The 20,224-nt window shown below is 52.4% G+C and carries 20 protein-coding genes; 8 read left to right on the top strand and 12 right to left on the bottom strand.

Going from position 1 to position 20,224, the window contains the following annotated elements; all coding sequences use genetic code 11:
• Positions 1-76: 76 nt before the first annotated feature.
• From ACYVI1_RS06945 to ACYVI1_RS06970, 6 genes are all read right to left on the bottom strand, one after another.
• On the bottom strand, positions 77-811 hold the full coding sequence (locus ACYVI1_RS06945) for a hypothetical protein (protein ID WP_460908174.1): 735 nt from the start codon (positions 809-811) through the stop codon (positions 77-79).
• A 66-nt stretch (positions 812-877) separates the two neighbouring features.
• Positions 878-2,194, bottom strand: coding sequence for a gluconate:H+ symporter (locus ACYVI1_RS06950; protein WP_460908176.1), 1,317 nt, complete (start codon positions 2,192-2,194; stop codon positions 878-880).
• A 155-nt stretch (positions 2,195-2,349) separates the two neighbouring features.
• Positions 2,350-3,048 (bottom strand): DUF4097 family beta strand repeat-containing protein, encoded by a 699-nt coding sequence (locus ACYVI1_RS06955; protein ID WP_460908179.1) that lies wholly within the window; start codon positions 3,046-3,048, stop codon positions 2,350-2,352.
• Between the two features lie 21 nt (positions 3,049-3,069).
• On the bottom strand, positions 3,070-3,849 hold the full coding sequence (locus ACYVI1_RS06960; RefSeq protein ID WP_460908182.1) for a DUF4097 family beta strand repeat-containing protein: 780 nt from the start codon (positions 3,847-3,849) through the stop codon (positions 3,070-3,072).
• Positions 3,850-4,018: 169 nt separating this feature from the next.
• Positions 4,019-4,810, bottom strand: a complete 792-nt coding sequence (locus tag ACYVI1_RS06965; RefSeq protein WP_460908184.1) for a HEAT repeat domain-containing protein — start codon at positions 4,808-4,810, stop codon at positions 4,019-4,021.
• Positions 4,794-5,312: an RNA polymerase sigma factor gene (locus ACYVI1_RS06970; protein ID WP_460908186.1), complete on the bottom strand. Its 519-nt coding sequence runs from the start codon at positions 5,310-5,312 to the stop codon at positions 4,794-4,796. Before ACYVI1_RS06970 ends, ACYVI1_RS06965 begins: the two co-directional genes overlap by 17 nt.
• A 302-nt stretch (positions 5,313-5,614) precedes the next feature.
• On the opposite strand from ACYVI1_RS06970, the gene ACYVI1_RS06975 reads away from it, so the two are divergent.
• Positions 5,615-5,986, top strand: coding sequence for a hypothetical protein (locus ACYVI1_RS06975; protein ID WP_460908188.1), 372 nt, complete (start codon positions 5,615-5,617; stop codon positions 5,984-5,986).
• A 145-nt stretch (positions 5,987-6,131) separates the two neighbouring features.
• Here the strand turns inward: ACYVI1_RS06975 and ACYVI1_RS06980 are convergent, their stop codons facing one another.
• Positions 6,132-7,280: a glycoside hydrolase family 5 protein gene (locus ACYVI1_RS06980; protein WP_460908190.1), complete on the bottom strand. Its 1,149-nt coding sequence runs from the start codon at positions 7,278-7,280 to the stop codon at positions 6,132-6,134.
• A gap of 112 nt (positions 7,281-7,392) precedes the next feature.
• On the opposite strand from ACYVI1_RS06980, the gene ACYVI1_RS06985 reads away from it, so the two are divergent.
• Positions 7,393-8,256 (top strand): sugar phosphate isomerase/epimerase family protein, encoded by an 864-nt coding sequence (locus tag ACYVI1_RS06985; RefSeq protein ID WP_460908192.1) that lies wholly within the window; start codon positions 7,393-7,395, stop codon positions 8,254-8,256.
• A gap of 30 nt (positions 8,257-8,286) precedes the next feature.
• Here ACYVI1_RS06985 and ACYVI1_RS06990 read toward each other — a convergent pair whose 3' ends face one another.
• From ACYVI1_RS06990 to ACYVI1_RS07005, 4 genes are all read right to left on the bottom strand, one after another.
• The gene (locus tag ACYVI1_RS06990) at positions 8,287-8,817 is read right to left on the bottom strand and encodes a hypothetical protein (RefSeq protein ID WP_460908194.1); all 531 of its coding nucleotides are present in this window, start codon (positions 8,815-8,817) and stop codon (positions 8,287-8,289) included.
• Complete coding sequence (locus ACYVI1_RS06995; protein ID WP_460908196.1) at positions 8,817-9,368, bottom strand: hypothetical protein; 552 nt, start codon at positions 9,366-9,368, stop codon at positions 8,817-8,819. Before ACYVI1_RS06995 ends, ACYVI1_RS06990 begins: the two co-directional genes overlap by 1 nt.
• Before the next feature lie 11 nt (positions 9,369-9,379).
• Positions 9,380-9,928 (bottom strand): DUF4468 domain-containing protein, encoded by a 549-nt coding sequence (locus ACYVI1_RS07000; protein WP_460908198.1) that lies wholly within the window; start codon positions 9,926-9,928, stop codon positions 9,380-9,382.
• Between the two features lie 148 nt (positions 9,929-10,076).
• Positions 10,077-11,399: a DEAD/DEAH box helicase gene (locus ACYVI1_RS07005; protein WP_460908200.1), complete on the bottom strand. Its 1,323-nt coding sequence runs from the start codon at positions 11,397-11,399 to the stop codon at positions 10,077-10,079.
• A 296-nt stretch (positions 11,400-11,695) separates the two neighbouring features.
• Between ACYVI1_RS07005 and ACYVI1_RS07010 the strand changes: the two genes are divergently transcribed.
• The 4 genes from ACYVI1_RS07010 (at position 11,696) to ACYVI1_RS07025 (ending at position 17,293) form a co-directional block, all read left to right on the top strand.
• Positions 11,696-13,402, top strand: a complete 1,707-nt coding sequence (locus ACYVI1_RS07010; protein ID WP_460908203.1) for a hypothetical protein — start codon at positions 11,696-11,698, stop codon at positions 13,400-13,402.
• Between the two features lie 142 nt (positions 13,403-13,544).
• Positions 13,545-14,873, top strand: a complete 1,329-nt coding sequence (locus ACYVI1_RS07015; RefSeq protein WP_460908205.1) for a DEAD/DEAH box helicase — start codon at positions 13,545-13,547, stop codon at positions 14,871-14,873.
• Positions 14,874-14,885: 12 nt separating this feature from the next.
• Positions 14,886-16,028 carry a DEAD/DEAH box helicase gene (locus ACYVI1_RS07020; protein ID WP_460908207.1) on the top strand — a complete coding sequence of 381 codons (1,143 nt, stop codon included), beginning with the start codon at positions 14,886-14,888 and terminating at the stop codon, positions 16,026-16,028.
• 278 nt (positions 16,029-16,306) lie between these two features.
• Entirely contained in the window at positions 16,307-17,293 is a 987-nt protein-coding gene (locus tag ACYVI1_RS07025) for a T9SS type A sorting domain-containing protein (protein WP_460908209.1), read from the top strand.
• Between the two features lie 109 nt (positions 17,294-17,402).
• On the opposite strand, the gene ACYVI1_RS07030 is transcribed toward ACYVI1_RS07025, so the two are convergent.
• Positions 17,403-17,978, bottom strand: a complete 576-nt coding sequence (locus ACYVI1_RS07030) for a DinB family protein (protein ID WP_460908211.1) — start codon at positions 17,976-17,978, stop codon at positions 17,403-17,405.
• Between the two features lie 406 nt (positions 17,979-18,384).
• Here ACYVI1_RS07030 and ACYVI1_RS07035 point away from each other — a divergent pair, with 406 nt between their 5' ends.
• A complete protein-coding gene (locus ACYVI1_RS07035) occupies positions 18,385-19,197 on the top strand; it encodes a 2Fe-2S iron-sulfur cluster-binding protein (RefSeq protein WP_460908213.1) in 813 nt (270 codons plus the stop codon).
• 15 nt (positions 19,198-19,212) lie between these two features.
• Positions 19,213-20,220, top strand: coding sequence for an FAD binding domain-containing protein (locus tag ACYVI1_RS07040; protein ID WP_460908215.1), 1,008 nt, complete (start codon positions 19,213-19,215; stop codon positions 20,218-20,220).
• Positions 20,221-20,224: the final 4 nt, after the last annotated feature.

The raw sequence follows: 20,224 nt of genomic DNA on the forward strand, positions 1-20,224 counted from the left end.
GTTCCTGAAGTCGTATTCATCAGACAGTTTATTGAGCGAAATGTTGCTTGCTTCATTGACGGGAAATAGGCCGGACCTACTTATTCAGTTTCGGCTTGATAAAGGCCAAAATCTCGTTGCCTAACTTAAGTGATTGCTCATAATCGCTTAGAAGTTCTTCCCGTGTGGAACGCCGGACCAGCATCATGTTCTGAAACGCCATATCGTTGGCAAGGGTGGTCGAACTGGCTGTTGTTTCTTTGCCTGCCAAGGGTAATCGGGTGAGCAGATAGGGACCAATAATTGAATTGGTTGCGTCTAATTCGGCGGCTTCGACCTGTACAATCGCTTCGTATTGCCTGTAGTATTCAAAAAGGGCATTTTTCAGGGGAAAGCTGCTGATCACCTGCATATTGCCCGTGCTTTTCAGGTCGGAAAATGTAGCATCTTCGGCAATGAAGCGGGGGCGTTTGAACACGAACCGGACGTTGTTTAAAAATTGATTGTTAGCCAAACCCGGCGTTTGTCCATCAGCTTCGGAAAGAGTTTTGGCTTTCTGAATAACCTGCTGGGTCTCGGCAATAATCTCGTTTAGTTCCTGCACATCCGTTGTTATGTCGCTGTACAGTCCTTTCAGGTAAATCTGCTCCAGTTCCTTTTTTTGCCGACTATCTTTCCATTCGTCGAGCGCAAAAGAAATGGTAATACTAAAAATGATCACGATAACCTCCAGCACATAATCGGGCCAGCGTTCTCGGAGAAGACCATATACTCTACCAAAACTGCTGACGGGTTTTGGCGAAGGGGGGGGCGAATCAGGCTCTACATCCATAGAATCGTGCAAAGAAAATGTATCAGCGTGGAATTTACGAGCTTACGGCGGATACACCAAATCGCATTATCCCAAAATCCAGCTCAACGCCATCACGCCCGCCAGACCCGACACCGACACCAGTGTTTCCATCACCGACCAGGTTTTGAGCGTGTCGGCCATCGAGAGTTGAAAGTATTCGCGGAATAACCAGAAACCTGTGTCGTTGACGTGCGAGAACATCATGCTCCCAGCCCCAATGCTCAGCACCATCAGGTTCGGCTCCACCCCCGACGCGCTCAGCAACGGCGTCACAAATCCGGCAGTCGTGATGCCCGACACCGTTGAGGACCCTACAGCCACGCGGATGAGCGCGGCCATGCCCCAGGCCAGCACATACGGATGCACCGACGAGTCGCGCATCAGGTCGGCAATCGACTGATTGACGCCCCCGTCGGTCAGCACTTGTTTCAAGGCCCCCGCCCCGCCAAAAATTAAAAACAGCAGGGCTACGTCTTTAACGGCGTCGGCCAGAAGTGTAGTAACCTCCGGCATTGATTTTCCGCGCCAGATGCCCAGCGTCAGGGCAGCGACCACAACCGCACAAAACATGCTGACGACGGGTTCGCCCACGAACAGGAGAATCTGTTGCCCAACCGACCCGGCGGGCAGAAATGGACTGGCTACGGTGCTGATGCCAATGAGCAGAATGGGGAGCAAAACCGTCAGGAAACTCACGCGGGCCGAGGGCATCTGGTCGTCGGGCAAATCGGCCGCAATAAACGCCGGATTGGGCAGCGTAGTGTAGCGTTTCAGCGTGGAGCCGAACAACGCGCCCGACACGAGAATAGCCGGAATGGAAACAAGGATGCCGTAGAAAAGCGTCAGGCCCATGTCGGCGTTGAACTGCTTCAGAATGGCTAACGGGGCTGGGTGGGGCGGCAGATAGCCCTGCGTAACCGACAGCGAAGCCAGCATGGGCAGGCCAATATACAGCGCGGGCAACTTATACCGATACGCTACTGTAATGACCAACGGGGCCAGCAGCATGAACCCCACCGAATAAAAAAGCGGCAGGCCAACAATAAAACCCGTCACCATGAACGCCCAGCGTGCCCGTCGCGTACCAACCAGGGCCATCATGTTGACGGCAATCCGTTGAGCCGCTCCGCTCTGGGCCACTAATTTTCCGAGCATCGCGCCCAGGGCGATAATGGCCGTGATGGAGCCGAGCGTACTGCCGATGCCTTTCTGAATGGCCTCGACAAGGGCCAACGGTTTCAGACCCAGCGCCAGTCCAACGCTCATCGATACCGCCAGAAACGCCAGAAAGGCGTGCAATCGTACCCAGGAAATCAGGGCAATAAGGGCCAGAATACCGAGGAGGGTAATGGTTAAGGACATTCCTAAATAGACAGAATCTATTTGGCAAACGGTAAAGAGGGGGTTATCTACTGTCCAATTACCCTCACCCCCTGGAGAGGGGCTTTGCCACCCGGTTTTTTAGCTCCTCTCCCCCTGGGCGAGGGGTTGGGGCGAGGGAGTGAGGGACTTAGTACTCAATCTCTTCTCCGCAGATACACATCGTTGCTGATCGACTCCAGCCGAACGGCAGGCCCTCCGCCGTTAACGGTTCCTTCGAGCAGGTAGCCCACAATCGGATGTTTCTGCTTCTTGTTCTTAAAATCAATCTCTAAGTCTGAATAAACTTCGCCGGTTATGGTTTTCATGGCTAAGTTAGCGCCTTTCGATTTAGGCCAGCTCATATCGACGAACCCGCTGATGGTTTTGGCAAACACCGCGCCCGTAGCGCCCTGAATATCGATATTGCCATTGATGGTTTCGATGTTGAGTTGCGCCTGTCGGGGCAGAAACACCTGATAATTGATGTCGCTGCATACCGTATACCGTTCGCCGTCGCGGTCATTGCCCCAGGAACTATGCTGGCCGGGGCAGTCTTCGGGTTTACCCCGTTTGATGAGGTCCTTATCGAAATCGGTTTTAAGGCTGACCTCCTGCGCTGTCGAGCCGCTTGTCACCACCAGGGCCTCGTTTAATTTGCCCCCGTTAATGGTAATCGATATACGGACCGACAGTTCGGGTTTATCCCAGTAACGAACCCGGATACTGTCGGCAAATCTCAGATTCAGATTTACCGTCTGACCTGAGGCAACCGGCATTGTTTTCTGGATGATTCGCTGGGCGAATGCCGGGCGAATGAGCAGACTGAGCAGCAGAAGGAAGAGTAGTTTTTTCATGAGAGTAGCGAGGAAAAAGGCTCATTTTTGCTTACGGATGTAGATATTGCTGTTGATGGTCTTGAGCTGCATCTCAACGCCACCACCGTTTGTGGACCCATCGATGTTATGCCCACCGCCCACTTTGGTCATCCCATCTTTTGTGTTTTTTACGCCCAGGTCAAAGTCCGTGTACATTTCGCCTTGTATCGAGCGGAGCTTCAGGTTTGCTTTGGCAGTGGCGGGCAGGGTAATGTCGATGGGGCCGTTGATGGTAGAAATGGCCGTTGGTTTCTCCTGACTCAACGTCGAGTAGACCACACTTACTTCCCCATTAATCGTGTTGGCCACCACCGGGCCGGTCACGTTGTTGAGGTCGATGGAAGCATTGTTGGTGCGGATTTCCAGATCGCCATCCATGTTGCTGACGGTGACGTTCGACCCCTGCCAGTTGGTTTCCTGGTAGAGGAGCGCCACTTTTCGGGGAAGTTTAATGGTGTACTTGATCTGCCTGCGGGTCGCTTTTTCAATTTTCAGGCCACCGCTTTCCGGCGTTACGGCCAGGCCAATACCGGAATTATCGACGGCTGTGTTGTAGATTGGTTTCAATCCTTTAGCCCGTTCGGGCGGAGCCTCGTAGCCCGACGATGCCTGAATGATAACCTCATCGCTGTTATGCCCTTCAATTTTGAGCGAACCGGCGTCCATCTCAATGGTCACTTTGCGGTCTTTGGCATTTGCCAGTTTGGTTTTGTATTCCTGAGCCTGGACCGTGGCGATACACCACACGAAGCCAGCGCTCAGCAGGAGCAGCTTTTTCATGAATTGGTTTGATTTAAATGGTTTGTAGTTCGTAGTTAGCTGGTGCCGGAAGAATCATAGTATCAACTTTGACAAATCGGATACTATAGTTCATTGATTATCAGAGTTATCAGCCGCTTCGGCGCGGGGCCGCCCGTGCGGTCCGATTTGTCAACGTTTTTGCGTGAAATTACGACGCAGCGTTTTTCTTCCCCCGCAGGCGATTGGCGCCCTCTTCGGCTTTGAGTCGCACCGCATCGAGGGCTTGTTGATTCTGGGCTAATCGCTGCATTTCGGCAACAGCCCGCTTTTCCTTAATGGCCACCAGCACCTCGATAAGCGTGATCTGAACGTTTGGGTCGGTTTGGATTTTCAGCGATTGAATTAATCCATCGCGCACGTCCGGCTCGTTCTCGAAGCGAGCCAGTGCCTGACAGGCCGCTAAGCGCACGTTCACATTAGCATCGAAATTCAGCGTGTTGAGCAGCAATTGGGTAATGTCCCCATCGGGCTGAGTCAGTTCGTAACTCTGATTAACGGCCTGAATACGCTCGCTGGCCGACGTTTTGGGGGTTTGCTCGAAGGCCAGCACTTTTTTTATTGCCTGCCCGGAGGCTACGTCTGTGGCGGATGCGGTCGGTTGGGCAATCGGTCGGGTTGAACGCCACTGGTTGTAGACGGTTCCACCCGCGAAGCCAACCAGCAGCAGCAGCACGCTGGCGGCTATACGCAGACTCCAGCCGGTGAAACTAATGACCCGGCTCGGTTCGGGTGCGCTCAATTTAGCCGCTAACCGACTGTTGAATTCGGCGGACGGGTGCTGCTTTCGGGCGTCGGTGAAGTAGCGAAACTGTCCGGCATGGTGCTGCAAATGGGCCGGAATGGTCTCCTGCTGGAAAAACTGCCGCAACTGCTTTTCTTCAGCCAGCGAGGTTTCGCCCTCGTAATATTTCTCCAGCAGCGTTTCAATGTCCTGCTTCATAGTCGTTGGTTTTTACGTAGTTGTCCCGGAGCCGTTGCCGTGCCCGCGACAAAATCACTCGTATGTTGTTGACACTGAGGCCCGTTAGCTGTTCGATTTCCTCGAATGAATATTCCTCAACGTCGCGTAAATGGAGCACAAGTTTCTGCTGGTCCGGCAGGGCCTCCATCAGCCTGCGGATGATCCCGGCACTGTCGGCAAATTCCATCTGCTGATAGGGCGAAACGCCGTCGGCCTGTAGACTCAGCATGTCGGCGTCATCGGTCATTTTCTGCCGATTGTGCGCTTTCATTTTGTCTAAGCACAGATTCTTGGTCATCTGCACGGCCAGCGCTTCTACGCTGTGGTAGGTATCTAATTGCTGCCGGTTTGCCCAGAGTCGCAGCAGTACCTCCTGCAACGCATCCTCGGCCTCTTCGCGGTTGCGTAAAAACAACTGCGCCAGCCGGAAAAGGCGCCCCTGAGCGGGTAGTATGCGTTGTTTGAAGGTTTGTAAATCCATTTCAATGACAAAGACGACTAAGTCAGTGAAACATTACAGACGGAGGTGAATTTTTTTTAAAAATTTAGGGACATAAAGGAATTTCTACGTTCACTTCAGGCCGAATGAACTGGCGTTCCGGGGTTGTTTCGCCAAACGTTCTTTGGGTAATAGCCTGTAACCCTATCGGGAAGTAAACTAAATCTAACTTAGGAGAGAATGGTGCAATTTATCGACTATTTATTTAGTTAAAGCCGATACTGTTGCTTTTTGTAACAGATAAGCCTAAAATAGCGTTAACAAAGCCACAGATAGTTATAGTTATGAGCAATTTAAATCAACTCCTGTATTTTGCCTCGCAGTCGTACCGGCAGGTTCAGCTTTCGGTCGATAAGGGTGCAACGCCTTATGCCTACAGTGATTTCGCCACTCAGTTTACAAATCTGCTGGAGGCTTCGGGCGATGAGACTTACGCCCGCCAACTCACGATAGAATTAGTTGAAGAAACAGCCCGGCATAAACAAACCACCGACTACCTGCGGCAAGAATTAGCCTTTGAAGCACGGGCATCAGCCCTGGGCGACCGGACAACCGCCCTCGAATCAGACAGGGCAAACCACAGTGCCGCTTTGTCTGATCGGCGGATGAATCGGCAGGCGAATCGCACGAACCATCTTGAAGAAGCCTTTGCCTGATTAAACCCATTGCGAACGGAGATAAGGAAGGGAATGAATACGACCCCTCCGGGGTCACATGTTTATAGCCAAGATTTTCCTATAAACATGTGACCCCGGAGGGGTCGTACTTGTATGGACTGAAAGTCAATTGTAGAGTAACCTCTCACGCCTTCCTAATCAACTCCAGTAGCTTCCGGTCTAATTTGTAGCCGTGCCAGTCTTCGTAGGCAACGTCGGTGCGGCCCGAGTTCAGGATGCCAAAATCGCCGATGAATTCCCAGAGGGCAAAGCCGATTCCGTTGCTGGATAGAATGCTGAGCACATCGCCAAACCAGGCAAGAAATACGTCGTGGGGCGTTTTGTTCCAGCAGCCGCACTCGCCACAATGCACGCCCACGCCTTTGTTGACCAACTCAATCCAGGGTTTGTAGAACGTTTCGAGCATGGCCCGGCTGAGGTACCTGTCGCCGACCTGCCCCGGCCATTTAGGTTCGGGCAACTGCTCAGGGTCTTTGTTAGCCCAGGGCGCTTTGTAGTGCGAGATGATGCCCGGATTGTAGCCCCGGCAACTCTGGGCGATGTTGAGGTCGGTGATTTCGGGAATGACCGAGCTGCCCGTGTCGTTCCCATCGGCAATAATCAACTGTGTCGGATTCTCTTTCCGAATGGCGGTCGATGCGGCTAAAGCTACTTTGCGGTAGGTTGCACCCGGCACACTGCCCCGTTTGGAATGCTGGTCGTTCATGTCAGCCCGCATACTCGGCTCGTTGAGCAGGTCGAAGCTGATTTTTTCAGAGGAGATATTTTTGTAGCGTTTCGCCCACATGTTCCAGTGGAAGCAGAACGCATCGAGGGCCGCCTGGTCGGTCCAGAGGTTATACGGTTCATTGAAGCCCGCGTTGACGCAGTAGCCGGGCGCGCGGTGGAGGTTCAGGCTCACGTGCAGGTTGTGCTTGTGGGCCAGCATCACCAACTGGTCAATCCGGTCAACGGCCTGCTGGTCAATCTGATATACCTCATCGGGCGTGATGTTGCGGCTCCGGTCGAATTTGAGATACGCCGGATAGGCCATCGGCAGCCGCACAAAGTCGAAGCCCCAATCCTGCATCCATTTCAGGTGGTCTTCCTGGGTAGACCGACGGCTCCGGGTAGGGTCGGGTGAGAAGAAATCCAGTAGGTTAAAGCCTTTCCATTTGGGCAACTTGTTCTTCGCTGAAGTTGCCGCCTGCGACGTGGCTAAGAGGTCTGACCCGGTTGCGCTCAGAGCCGCCGTGAGCAGGCCGGTGTTCTGAATAAACGTTCTTCGTTGCATGACAGACAGAGTTTTAAAAACGATAAATCTACTTGCAGACTGGAGTTCAGAATAAGTAAAATAAATACGAGTTGTGCCTTCTGCTATGAACGAATAAATGAGCCTTATAACCATGAGAAAAATCCTTTTCCCGTTGTTCCTCGTAACAACCCTCGTACTCAACGTAGCCGACAGCTTTGCCCAGAAAGGGAAGTCGCTATACACCTTCCCAATTGGTGTGCAGGCCTACACCTATCGAAACAGTTTTCCGAAGAGTGTTGTGGCTACGTTAGATACGATCAAAGCCTTAGGCATTACCGAGATTGAAGCGGGCGCACCAAAGGGCATGACGCCCGAAGAGTTCAAAAAACTATGCAACGACCGGGGCATCAGCATTCCTTCGACCGGGGCAAATTATGACCAGATTTCAAAAGCGCCCGACGAGACTGTTCAGAAAGCAAAGGCTTTGGGTGCTTCCTTTGTGATGGTTTCCTGGATTCCGCATCAAAAAGGCAGTTTCAATATCGACAATGCGAAAAAAGCCGTTGAGGATTTCAACCGGGTGGGCAAAGTGCTGAAAGAAAACGGCCTGACATTCTGCTACCACAATCACGGCTACGAGTTTCAGCCCTACGAAAATGGTACGCTCTTCGACTATATCGTCAAAAATACCAACCCCGACTACGTTTCCTTCGAGATGGACATTTTGTGGGCGCAGCATGGCGGAGCCGACCCGGTGGCCTTATTGAAAAACTATGGCAGTCGCTTTAAACTGATGCACCTGAAAGACCTCAAAAAAGGCATCAAAGGCGACCTGACCGGTGGAACACCTCCCGAAAACGACGTGACCCTCGGCGATGGGCAGGTCAATATTCCTGAAATTATACGCCTTGCGAAAAAAGCGGGTGTCAAACATTATTTCATTGAAGACGAGAGCAATAAAGAGTACGAGCAAATGCCCAAAAGCATCGCCTATCTGAAAAGCCTGAAGCAGTAGAGCCGCAATAGCCTGCTTTTTAGGTTTGTTTTACATCAGCCGCCACTGAATTTGCAACCCGATTAACAATACAGTAAACCCAATCAGAATCCATTTCAGGACCGGCAGAAAGGGCCAGTGAGACAACAGAAACAGACTGGCGAGGAAGACCATAATGGCCAATATCGCTAACCCTAACCCGACGAACAGCAAAAATCCCATGCCTACGCCGATGTCGCGGATGTCCTGAAAGCTGACCGATTTACTCAAATAACCAACCAACAGCACAACGCCAATCAGGCTGGAGAAGCCAATCCGGGCCAGCCATCCCCATTGGCTTCCGGGTGCCCAGAACAAGGGTACAAACGCGAGCATGACGCCAATGGCAGGCAGACAGGTATACAAAAAAAAGGTAAGTCCCCAATGGTCTAACCGCGTAAGGGGTTGGTTGAGCGCAATAATGATACCCACCAGCGCGAGCATTAATATCCAGACCAGTTCAGGCCCTATCAGGTAGGCCGCCGTGCGATTCATCAGGAATAGATTTAGGGTGCCAAAAAAGTTGAGCCAGCAACCACTCATCAGGTTGTTAGTGAAGCAGGTTGTAGCAGCGACAGAATGAAGAACACCAGGCCGACAATGAAGAAAATACCCGAAAACACGGTGGCCAGTATCAGGAGTACACCCTTAAAGCCCGGTTTGGCTGCAATGACCAGGCGGTCGGTTGGGCTGAAGGTATTGGTCGATGGGTTGACCAATTGAAATGAACCCGGCCGGTCGGTGGTGAAGGCCGCCACCGGCACAATCCGGTTGCCCGACATGTCGCTGCGCTTGCTCGTCAGGAAGGTGTAATGGTCGACGGGAATGCTTTTTTTGGGCTTAAGTTCGCTCACCTGAAATGAATTAGTTCTGGGAATCACGCCCAGCATGGACGACCGTTTTACCGCAATTTCGTACACCCCGCTTTCCGGTAAATCGAAGGAGAAGGCAGTCGATTGAGCGGCCTGTTCAATGCGGGGGCCAGCCGTGTAGATGGCGACTAAGCTGGCAACGCTTTTTAGGAGGAAGCCAAAACCACCCAGCCCCAGCAAGGCGAACAGGCTGGTCGACCAAATCGAATGCAGAGAAAACATAATTGGCCCGGTCAGAAGGGTTTGTAATTTTTTACACTGTCCTGAAGCGACGCCAGCTTACCCTTCAGTTGCTGGTCGAGTTCGGCGTAGATGGCCTGAAGGTCTTTATCGTTTTTCTGGCAATAGGCTTCGATGGGCGTGGGCCGGGCGCTGCCATCCTCCAGGTCGATTTGGGTGATGGTTGCCCGGTATTTGCGGTTCGTGCACTCAATCACAAAACTATAGCGAACCATGTAGACACCCCCCGCCGAACTCTCCGACCGGGGAAGGGTCACCACCTGCGACACCCGCCCGACCAAATCGCCGGTCTCTTTGTCGCTCAGGGTAAACGTATCGTTGGCCGACGTACACGACTGAGTGACCCATAGCCGGGTTCTTCGGAACAAATCAGCCTGCGACACACTACCGCAATCGACAACTTCCGAGTACGTTACTTTTTGGTTAACGACGGGCAGCACACCGTGTAGCTTTCCGTTCGTGATAACCGGCGGACAAATGGTCATTGCGTAGCTTGTGCTTAACAGACAGGCCATCAACAGGCCAGCAAAGACAGTGTGCATGATGTGATGATTGGTATAAGGTTGAAAAAGGGAAGGGAACGATGTAAACCTTCTCAAATCTAAGCAGACGGGTGGGAGAGTCGCCAGCCAGAACTGGCAATCGGTTGATTTGAGTAGATAAGCAGCGCAAAAAAGGGGATAGTTAGTCTTATCGCGCTACTTCGATTTTATACTTCTTCCCTTTCATCTTCTCCTGACTAATCTTCGCCAGAAAGGCCTGAACTTTCGCCTGTTTCACGGCAGCAAACGAACTGAAATCGTTAACCTCGATAAGGCCTAAATCGCCTTTCTCCAGGTCGCCTTTCTGCGAGAAAAAACCAACGATGTCAACTTTATTCAGCTTGTTTTTTCGGCCGCCACTGATGTACAGCGTCACAAAATCGGGTGGTTTAGGTAAGGCATGTCCGGTCACTAACGCCAACTCGTTCAGCGATTCATCTAAGTAGGCCGGGCGAGCTTCATCCTCATGCAAAATCACGTAGGCCGTTCCCGATGCGTGCATCCGCGCCGTTCGGCCATTGCGATGCACAAACTCGTCGGCCTTTTGCGGCAAATGATAATGGATAACGTGCTTCATGTCGGGAATGTCCAGCCCACGAGCCGCTAAGTCGGTCGTTACCAGATACCTGACGCTGCCATTTCTAAACTGAACCAACGCCCGTTCGCGGTCGGGCTGCTCCATGCCCCCATGATACGCTAAGGAGTGAATACCCACTTCGGCCAGCAGTTGGCTGATGCGCTCAGCCGTTTCCCGATGGTTGCAGAAAATCAAAGCCGCTTCTGAATTCAGCGAACACAGCAGTTCCACCAGCGTGTCGATTTTGTCTTTCGACCCCGAATAAACCAGCTTAATGTCCAGACCCGTTTGCTCGTCGTTTTCAGCCTCGAACGTCAGGGTTATGGGCGCATTGAGCTGAATGAAATCAGGAATGCGGACGCCCGACGTGGCCGAGACCAGCACGCGTTTTTTGAGGTTGCGTAAGGCGGCAACGATAAAGGCCATTTCGTCGTGAAACCCCAGCGCCAGCGACTTGTCAAACTCGTCCAATACCAGCGTATGAATGCCCTCCAAGGAAAACGAACGGCGGGTAATATGGTCAGCAATACGGCCCGGCGTGCCAATCAGGACGGCGGGTGGATGGCTCAGGTTTTTGATTTCGGTCTCCACCGAATGCCCGCCATAGCACACGTTCACTTTGTAGCCCGTTGCCATCTTTTTCCAGACCTGCTCAATTTGCCCGGCCAACTCCCGCGACGGCGTCAGAATAAGGCACTGCACGGTTGTTTGCTCAGGGGCGAGTAAGGCGAGAATGGGCAACAGAAACCCCAGCGTCTTGCCGGAGCCGGTGGGCGCTATCAAAAACGTATCATTATCCTGTAGAATCGCTTGTTGAGCGGCTTCCTGCATGGGGTTTAGGGCTACAATGCCCATGCCTGCCAGAATTTGCGTGTGTTGCTCAGGAGTTATCATGCCCTAAAAGTAAGACTAATAAGCCATCTAAACTCCCTGAACCCCCTGAAGGGTACTTCGCTCGTGTTGAGACAAAGCCGCTTTCAGAGGATTTAGGGAGTTTAGGCGGGAGAGGACCAATTTTTAGCCGGTTTCTAATAGACTTGCGGTAGAATGTTGCAGCCCCTACGCTTACCTGATACGTGAGCAGAATTAAATCCTTCAGATTCTGTGGTTTCTATTGCCAGCAACAGGCTGTTTATCAGGAGAAACCACAGAATCTAAAGAATCCATAGACTATAAAATTGCCCCGAAAAATGAATAGACGAGCGTTTGTACGGGTTGGCACAACTTCGCTCAGCCTGTTACCGGTCCTGCCGACGATGGCTTATTTCGAGACCCCTGCAGCAGTGGTGAAACCGGCCTGGCTGCTCGAACTAATCCAACTTAACGACCAACAGCTATCGACTATAAAAACGTATCGGATTACTGATTTCGCCGATGTTGCGTTCGGCGGGGTGAAAGATGGCGACGACATACCAAACCCGCAGTCAACCAGTGATTACATTCGCCGGGTGGCCTGTGCGCTATCCTGCCCCGAATCCGGTTTTTATCGCTCCACCGAATTACTGCACGAAATGGCCTTAGCCTTGAGCTATCTGCTGAAGGTGCAGCATACGGACGGCACCCTCGATTTGCTGGCTACGAACTTTCATTCAACGCCCGATACGGGTTTCATCGTCAAGCGGTTAGTGCCAGCCTACACGCTGCTGGAACGTTCGCAGACGCCCGGCATGGAGCCTGTTCTGGCCACGTTCAAATCGTTCCTGCTGCGGGCGGGCGAGAGTTTGGTTGTGGGCGGCATTCATACGCCAAATCACCGATGGGTTGTCTCGGCTGCACTGACCAAACTGCACGAACGCTGGCCCGACGCCCGCTACCTGAACCGGATTGAGCAGTGGTTAGCCGAACAGATCGACATGGACGACGATGGGCAATACAACGAGCGCAGTACCCTGATTTACTCACCCCTGACCAATCGCCTGCTGATTACGATGGCGAAAGGGCTAAACAAACCGGCCCTGCTGGAGTATGTTCGGAAGAATCTGGCCATGACGATCTATTACGTTCACCCAAACGGGGAGGTCGTCTCAGAAGCCTCAGGTCGTCAGGATAGAGCCTTAGTTGGCACGATGGAAGGCTATTATTATGCGTATCGGTACATGGCCCTGCACGACAAAAACGGCGAGATGGCCGCCATGTGTCGGCTAATCGAAAAAACAGCCCTGCCCAAAGCTGCCTATCTACTCGACTATCTGCTGGAAGACCTGTCGCTATGGAACGAACTGCCCGTTAGTAAACCCCTGCCGGTCAACTATGTAAAGGCGTTTCCGCATTCGGGCTTAGTCAGGATTCGTCGCAACCAGTGGGACAGTACGATTCTGTCGGCCAGCCCGGTCTGGCTTACGTTTCATAAAGGTCAGGCCGTGTTGCAGGGCGTGCGGGTGGCCAGTTCGTTTTTTGGCAAGGGCCAGTTTCAGGCCGATAAACTCCAGAAACAGGGCGAAAAGTGGGTACTGACGCAGTCGCTGGATGGGCCGTATTATCAGCCATATCCCCGCAACGCCATTCCCGGCGATGGCGACTGGGAGAAAATGCCACGCGCCAATCGGGCGCAAAGTGAAGTCCAGCATCTCCAGACAACCGTAACCATCGGCGAAGCCAGCAATGGTCTGGAGGTTCACATTCAGATTGCCGGAACCGATGGTGTTCCTGTTTCCCTGGAACTGATATTCAGGCCGGGGGGCACGTTCGCGGGTGTGACGAAGCATCCCGGCCGGCCAAACGCTTACCTGCTGGCGGAGTCGGGTTCGTATACCGTCCAGACCGACACCATTACGTTTAGTCCGGGGCTAGCCCTGCACAAAACGGTTCAGTTGCGGGGCGCCCTGCCAGCTATGGACGCTCCTACGGTTTACGTCACGGGTTTCACCCCTTTTGCCCATACGATTCGGCTTTCATAGATTGTTCACTGAACGGCGTGGCATATGCCATATCTTGGAGATATGGCATATGCCACGCCGTTCAGTGAACAATCCCGAACCGAAAAGAGACGCAGCAAGTTGACAGAGTAGGCTACCTTTGTGGTTTATTTGACTTGCCGCTATGACGTTCGACGAACTGAATCTGAATAAATCCCTGCTGAATGCCCTACAGGACCTGAACTACACGACGCCAACAACGATACAGCAACGGGTATTCCCGGTTGTGATGTCGGGGCAGGATGTGTGTGGCATCGCGCAGACGGGTACGGGCAAAACGTTTGCCTATCTGTTGCCGTGTTTGCGGCAGTTTCAATTTTCAAAAGACCGGCTCGCGCAGGTGGTCATCATCGTTCCCACACGCGAACTGGTTGTGCAGGTGGTCAAATCGGTTCAGCAATTGACGACCCATATGGATGTCGTTGTGGTTGGCGTCTATGGGGGCGTTAACTTAAAGCCGCAGTTAGCTGAGGTGCAGCAGGGCGTTGATGTGCTGGTGGCCACACCCGGCCGATTGGTCGATTTTCTGCTGAACGGGGCGGTAAAAACAAAGGCCATCAGGAAACTCGTGGTTGATGAAGTCGATGAAATGCTCAATCTTGGCTTTCGCACGCAGTTGAAAACGATTCTGGATTTGTTGCCGCCTAAACGCCAAAACCTGCTGTTTTCGGCAACCATGACCGACGATGTCGAGCAATTGATGGCGACCTATTTCAATAATCCGATTCGGGTGGAAGCGGCCCCCGTTGGCACTCCGTTGGAGAATATTGAACAAACCGCTTATCCGGTTCCGAATTTCTACACGAAAGTGAACCTGCTGACGCTTCTGCTGAAACAGAACCCCGCGATGACTAAAGTGCTGGTGTTTACAGCCACGAAGGCATTGGCCGACCAGGTATTTGACCAGATCGACGGGGAATTGTCTGGCAGCGCGGGCATCATTCACTCCAACAAAGCGCAGAGTCAGCGGTTCGACGCGGTCAATCAGTTCAAGCAAGGTACGTATCGGGTGTTAATTGCTACCGATGTTATTGCGCGGGGCATCGACGTGGCCGATGTGTCGCACGTCATCAATTTCGATCTGCCCGACGTGCCGGAGGTCTATATTCACCGCATCGGGCGAACCGGCCGGGCCGATAAAAAAGGAAACGCTGTTTCGTTCATTACTGAAGGTGAAAAAGAGGAGCAGGCCGCTATCGAACAACTCATGAAGTACACCATTCCGTTGCTCCCCCTACCCGATAGTCTTGTGATTTCGGCCGAGTTGACCGACGACGAAAAGCCGAAAATTTACATGAAAACGGTGGAGGTAAAGGGGCCTAAACGGGAGGATGTTGGCCCGGCTTTTCATGAGAAATCAGCTAAAAACCAAAAGGTAAACGTCCGGCGCGACCATGCCGCCGAGAAGATGCTGAAATACGGCAGGCCCATCAAACGAAGCGGTAAAAAATAACTCATTTCTCCTATGCAGTTTTCATCACTCGGATTGGCTGAACCGCTACTAAAAGCAGTCGCAGCACAAAAGTATACGCGTCCGTATCCTATTCAGCAGGAGGCTATTCCGGCCATTCTGGCGGGGCGGGATATTCTGGGTATTGCCAAGACCGGCTCTGGCAAAACTGCCGGTTTTGTGTTGCCGATTCTGGAGTTATTTCACCGGACAAAAGCCGTCAAAAATAAACCCATCAGTGTGCTGGTCCTGGTGCCCACGCGCGAGTTGGCCGTGCAGGTTGCCGAGGTTTTTCAAGCCTTTAGTGAGCCGCTTCCCCAAACCGTAAAAACAGTAGCGGTCTATGGCGGAGTGGCGATTAATCCGCAAATGATCGCCGTACACGGAGCCGAAATTGTGGTGGCCACGCCGGGTCGATTGTTGGATTTGGTGGCGCAACGAGCGCTGCATCTGTCGAAAGTCGAAATCTTAGTGCTCGATGAGGCCGACAAAATGCTCGACCTGGGTTTCGCCGATGAGATGGATCAGATTTTCGATCTGTTGCCTGCCAAACGGCAGACCATTCTGTTCTCAGCCACGCTGGGTGATGCCATTCAGGACATCCGGGAAAACCTGCTGCGAAATCCGGTGCAGCTTTCGGTCGCTGAGGAAGCCGAAAATCTGGATTTAATTAAACAGGTAGCCTACCGGGTTAGCCCGGACCGCAAGGGGCCGCTGCTTCGCTACATGATAAAGCAGGGAAAAATGAAACAGGTATTGTTGTTTGTTTCTTCCACCCGAACGGCGGATAACGTCGTGGTTAAACTGACCAAAAATGGTATTCAGGCAGCAGCTATTCACAGCGGCAAAACGCAGGGCGCCCGCACGGAGGCCCTGGCGAAATTTAAGGCGGGTAAACTCACGGTGCTGGTCGCTACGGATTTAATGTCGAGGGGTATCGATATTCAACTGCTGCCTTACGTCATCAATTTTGAGCTGCCCCGTTCGCCCAAAGATTATATTCACCGCATTGGCCGGACTGGACGCGCCGAAGCGACGGGTGAAGCCATCTCCCTGATTTGCCCCGACGACGAGCATCACTTCAAAATTATTCAGAAAAAAATGGGCAAACGGGTCGAGATGCTTGATACCGACGATCTGGATTTGATGGGCTACTAACGGGCAGACTTGCATCAGGTAATGCCGCCTGTTTTTGGAAACTCTGTTGTACCTGCTTATTATTACGGTTTAAACCAAATCGTATAATGGGTATATTTACTTATAGTAACTTTTTTTCAAGATGCAGCTTAATTGCGGCCTTTGTAGTAACTTTATCAGCCGTAAGCTTTGGGCAGATTTATACCAACACCTTCACAGGTGCCGGAACCTGTCCAACACAAGGGAACACCCCGGCAACATCAGCTAACGCGACCGCTACGCCACTCACCAGAAGTACGGTGACGTGTACTACGGCTGCCGACGTGTTTAACTCGACAACGTTAAACAATACGGCAAGCATCAATAACAGTTCGTACATTGAATTTTCAGTGACGGCTGCTGCAGGCGCTCAGTTAAACGTAAGCTCACTTAGCTTTTTTCGGCAAGCCAGTAATACAGCTCCTAACCAGTTGGAAGTTCGATACAGTACCGATGGATTTACGACGTCGACCAGTTGGGGCGCGGCACCTGTATCTCCTCCCGGTGGTCCTCCCGCAATGGGCGCAGTCACCATCTGGGATTTTACCGATTTTTCGGTGCCACCCGGCACTACGTTAACGTTTAGGTTTTACCCGTATGGCACAACACGCGCCGATTTAGCGGCAGGCGCTGCTTCTGCCACTGGAACATTTCGGCTCGATAATGTTACGCTGAATGGCACATCACCTCTACCTGTTGGTCTTGTTTCGTTCACCGGCAAAGCTGGCAACAATGTCGTTGTCCTGAACTGGGTTACGGCCTGGGAAGAGAAAAATCAGGGCTTCGAGATTCAAAAGAGTACAAATGCCCGGAGTTTTGAGCCTATTGGCTTCATAGCGGGTAATACCACTACCCAATCGCAGTCGGTTTATGAGTTTATCGACGCAGACGTGCAGCCCGAAACGATTTACTACTATCAACTCAAACAGAACGACGTTGGCGGTGGCGCCACGCTGTCAACGATTCTTTCTGTGCGGGCAAAGGCGGGCGAACAGCCGCAGGAGGCAACTGTATTCCCGAACCCAAACCGGGGTAGTTTTACCCTTTCCGGACAGGATTCCGCACCAGCCAGCATCAACCTCTACACGACTACTGGCGTTGAAATTCCTATCAGCACGAACCTGTCCGAGACAGCGAAGACGCTCAATATTTCTGCAAAGACCAGTTTAGCCCCCGGCCTGTATTTTCTGAAGGTAAACGCTGGCAATGGTAAAAAAGCAAAATCGTTGAAGGTATTGGTTTATTAACCACAAAAGTTTTAACACAGAGCACACAGCGGGTGAAAGAGATTCACAGAGTTTTTATTCTTCTCTGCGAATCTCTTTCACCCGCTGTGTGCTCTGTGTTAAAACTTCTTTATTTCGGGAAGCCGGGGCTGGCCTTTACTTCGTCGATTTGCTTTCGATGCCGTTCCATATGAGAAGCCAGCAACAACACCGCCTGGTAGGCATCCAGCGTACCCAGCACAAAATGTTCGAAATAATGCGTCCGCAGGTCATCAGTTGTCGTTTCTACAAACTCAATAGCCGTTTTACGCTGCTCATCAAAAACCTTTAGTGCCACATCAACCGTTTCAAATCGGCCCGTTGGCACAAAAGGAGCTGGAGCTGGCAGCGCCGTTGTCCGGCTGCGGACAGCTTTGATAACATCGATGTCCGATACCCGGATGCTGGCTCGATTCTCCGGCTTGGCCGGGATGTTCATACCCGTCAATATCCGGCTGAAAATGCCTCTCTCAACTAAGGCGATGTGCTCGACACACTCGCTAACAGACCACCGATTGCCATCAGGTTTGTAAGCTACCTGCTCAATCGACAGTCCGCTAAGCGATTGATGCAGATTGGCTTGTGAAGTTTTCAGATAGTCGATAGCATACGCACGTTCTGTGTCGGTAACGGGTCCGGTCACAGCAGCCGGTTGCAGGTTGTCCATAGTTTATTTTAGTGGTTTCGTGTAATCAAGGCCCTACGGCCTTTCAACCGCATAGAAGCGGCTAAGCCGCTGCCGGTTCGCCGGTTCCGCCAATGGCCTGGCGTCTGCTTAAGGGCTTCTCGTTCATCCTGTTGTAGTCTACCGTTGCGTATGTCTGTTGATGTAGTTTACCGCTTATCTGTAGGGTAAAGCAGATAACTACTGGTGCAGGGCTTAGGTTAGATTTTTCAGGATTTTACTTGCTAACTTAGGAAATGACTTCTCGCCCAACAATAAGCCTCATCACCTGGTTAGTCATCCGTAGTTGTTAAGTAGTCAAATGTAGTCAGTGATTCTAAAACAATATAACGACAATAGCCTGACAAGTAAATGACTCCTTAATGACGAATAAAATTCCTGTTATCCGATGGACGAAAACGAATCACCTGAACTGACGGAGGATGAAAAGCGGTTGTTTGCCGACCTAATGCCCGAAGACCTGACTGAGATTATGGCTACGGGTGTCAATCGGCGTCACTTCCTCAAACTGGTGACGCTGGCAGGCGGGGGCATCCTGGCGACCCAATCGGCGGTGGCAGCGCAACTACTAACCCGCCCATTCACGGAAGCAGTCCCAGCCGAAATCGCTCCGTCCAGCCTTGATAATGCCGTTACCGTAGCCTGTAGGGTTAACGGTACGGCCCGTAAGCTCACCGTCGATTCGCGCATGACGTTGCTGGACACGTTACGTGAACGGCTTGACCTGACCGGCTCCAAAAAAGGCTGCGACCACGGCCAATGTGGGGCCTGTACGGTGATTGTAAACGGTCATCGGGTGTTGTCATGCCTGACGCTGGCCGCGAGTTGCGAAGGCAAAACTGTGCAGACGATTGAAGGACTCGCGCAGGGAAACAACGGTCGGGATGCCGCACCACCGACGGGTCGGCTTCATCCAATGCAGGAGGCTTTTCTGAAACACGACGGCTTCCAGTGCGGCTTCTGTACGCCGGGCCAGATTTGCTCAGCGGTGGCGATGCTCGATGAAGCCCGGAAAGGCCACGCGAGCTACGTTACTGAAAATGTTCGGCAGCCAGCGGGACCGGCGAAGCTCTCCAACGAAGAGGTTCGGGAACGGATGTCGGGGAATATTTGCCGCTGCGGGGCGTATCCCAACATTGTCGCTGCCATTCAGGAGGTTCACAGCGGAAAATCCGTTGAGCAGGTTTTTCGGTCTGTCTAATCCGTTTCCAATCCCATGAGACCTTTTACGTATACCCGAGCCAAAGACCCGTTGTCTGCGAGTAAACTCCTGGCCGGGAACCCCAACGCTAAATTCCTCGCCGGTGGTACCAACCTGCTGGACCTGATGAAGGAAGACGTGGAACGACCCAACGCGCTGATCGATATTTCTGAACTGGGCCTGAGCGACATCAGGTCCATCGCCACGGGGACCAATAAAGGCGGCATTTCGATGGGCGGGCTTGGGAAAAACACGGACGCGGCCAACCATCCGCTGGTTCGCCAAAATTACCCCTTATTGACACAAGCTATCCTGGCGGGCGCATCCGGGCAGATTCGGAACATGGCGACCAATGGCGGTAATCTGTTGCAACGCACTCGCTGCCCCTATTTTTATGAAGTGGCTATGCCCTGCAACAAGCGTGAACCGGGAACAGGCTGTGGGGCGAAGGAAGGTATCAACCGGATGCATGCTATCTTCGGCTGGTCGGAACAATGCGTGGCGGTATATCCATCCGACATGGCCGTTGCACTGGCGGCATTAGACGCCGTCATTAAGGTTCGGAATGCAGGGGGGCAGGAACGTAGCATTCCCATGGCTGATTTTCACCGGCTACCGGGCGATCAACCCGAAAAAGACACGAACCTGATGCATGGCGAACTGATCACGGCCATTGAACTGCCAAAGGACAACTTTGCCAATACATCCTATTACCTCAAAGTACGCGACCGGGCTTCGTATGCGTTTGCGCTGGTATCGGTCGCAGCCGCGTTAGAAACCGAAGGAAACAAGATCAAACAAGTGCGTATTGCCATGGGCGGAGTGGCGCACAAACCCTGGCGGGCGTTGAAAGCCGAACAGATGCTGGTGGGTAAAGAAGCCACCGAAGCCAATTTTAAACTGGCCGCCAACGCCGAAATGGCTGGGGCTAACCCATTGGTACACAATAAGTTTAAAGTAGAGCTGGGTAGTCGGAGCATCGTTCTGGCCCTGCAGATGGCCCTGAACGGCGGTAAAGCCTAACGTA

Source organism: Spirosoma areae, from assembly GCF_054781775.1.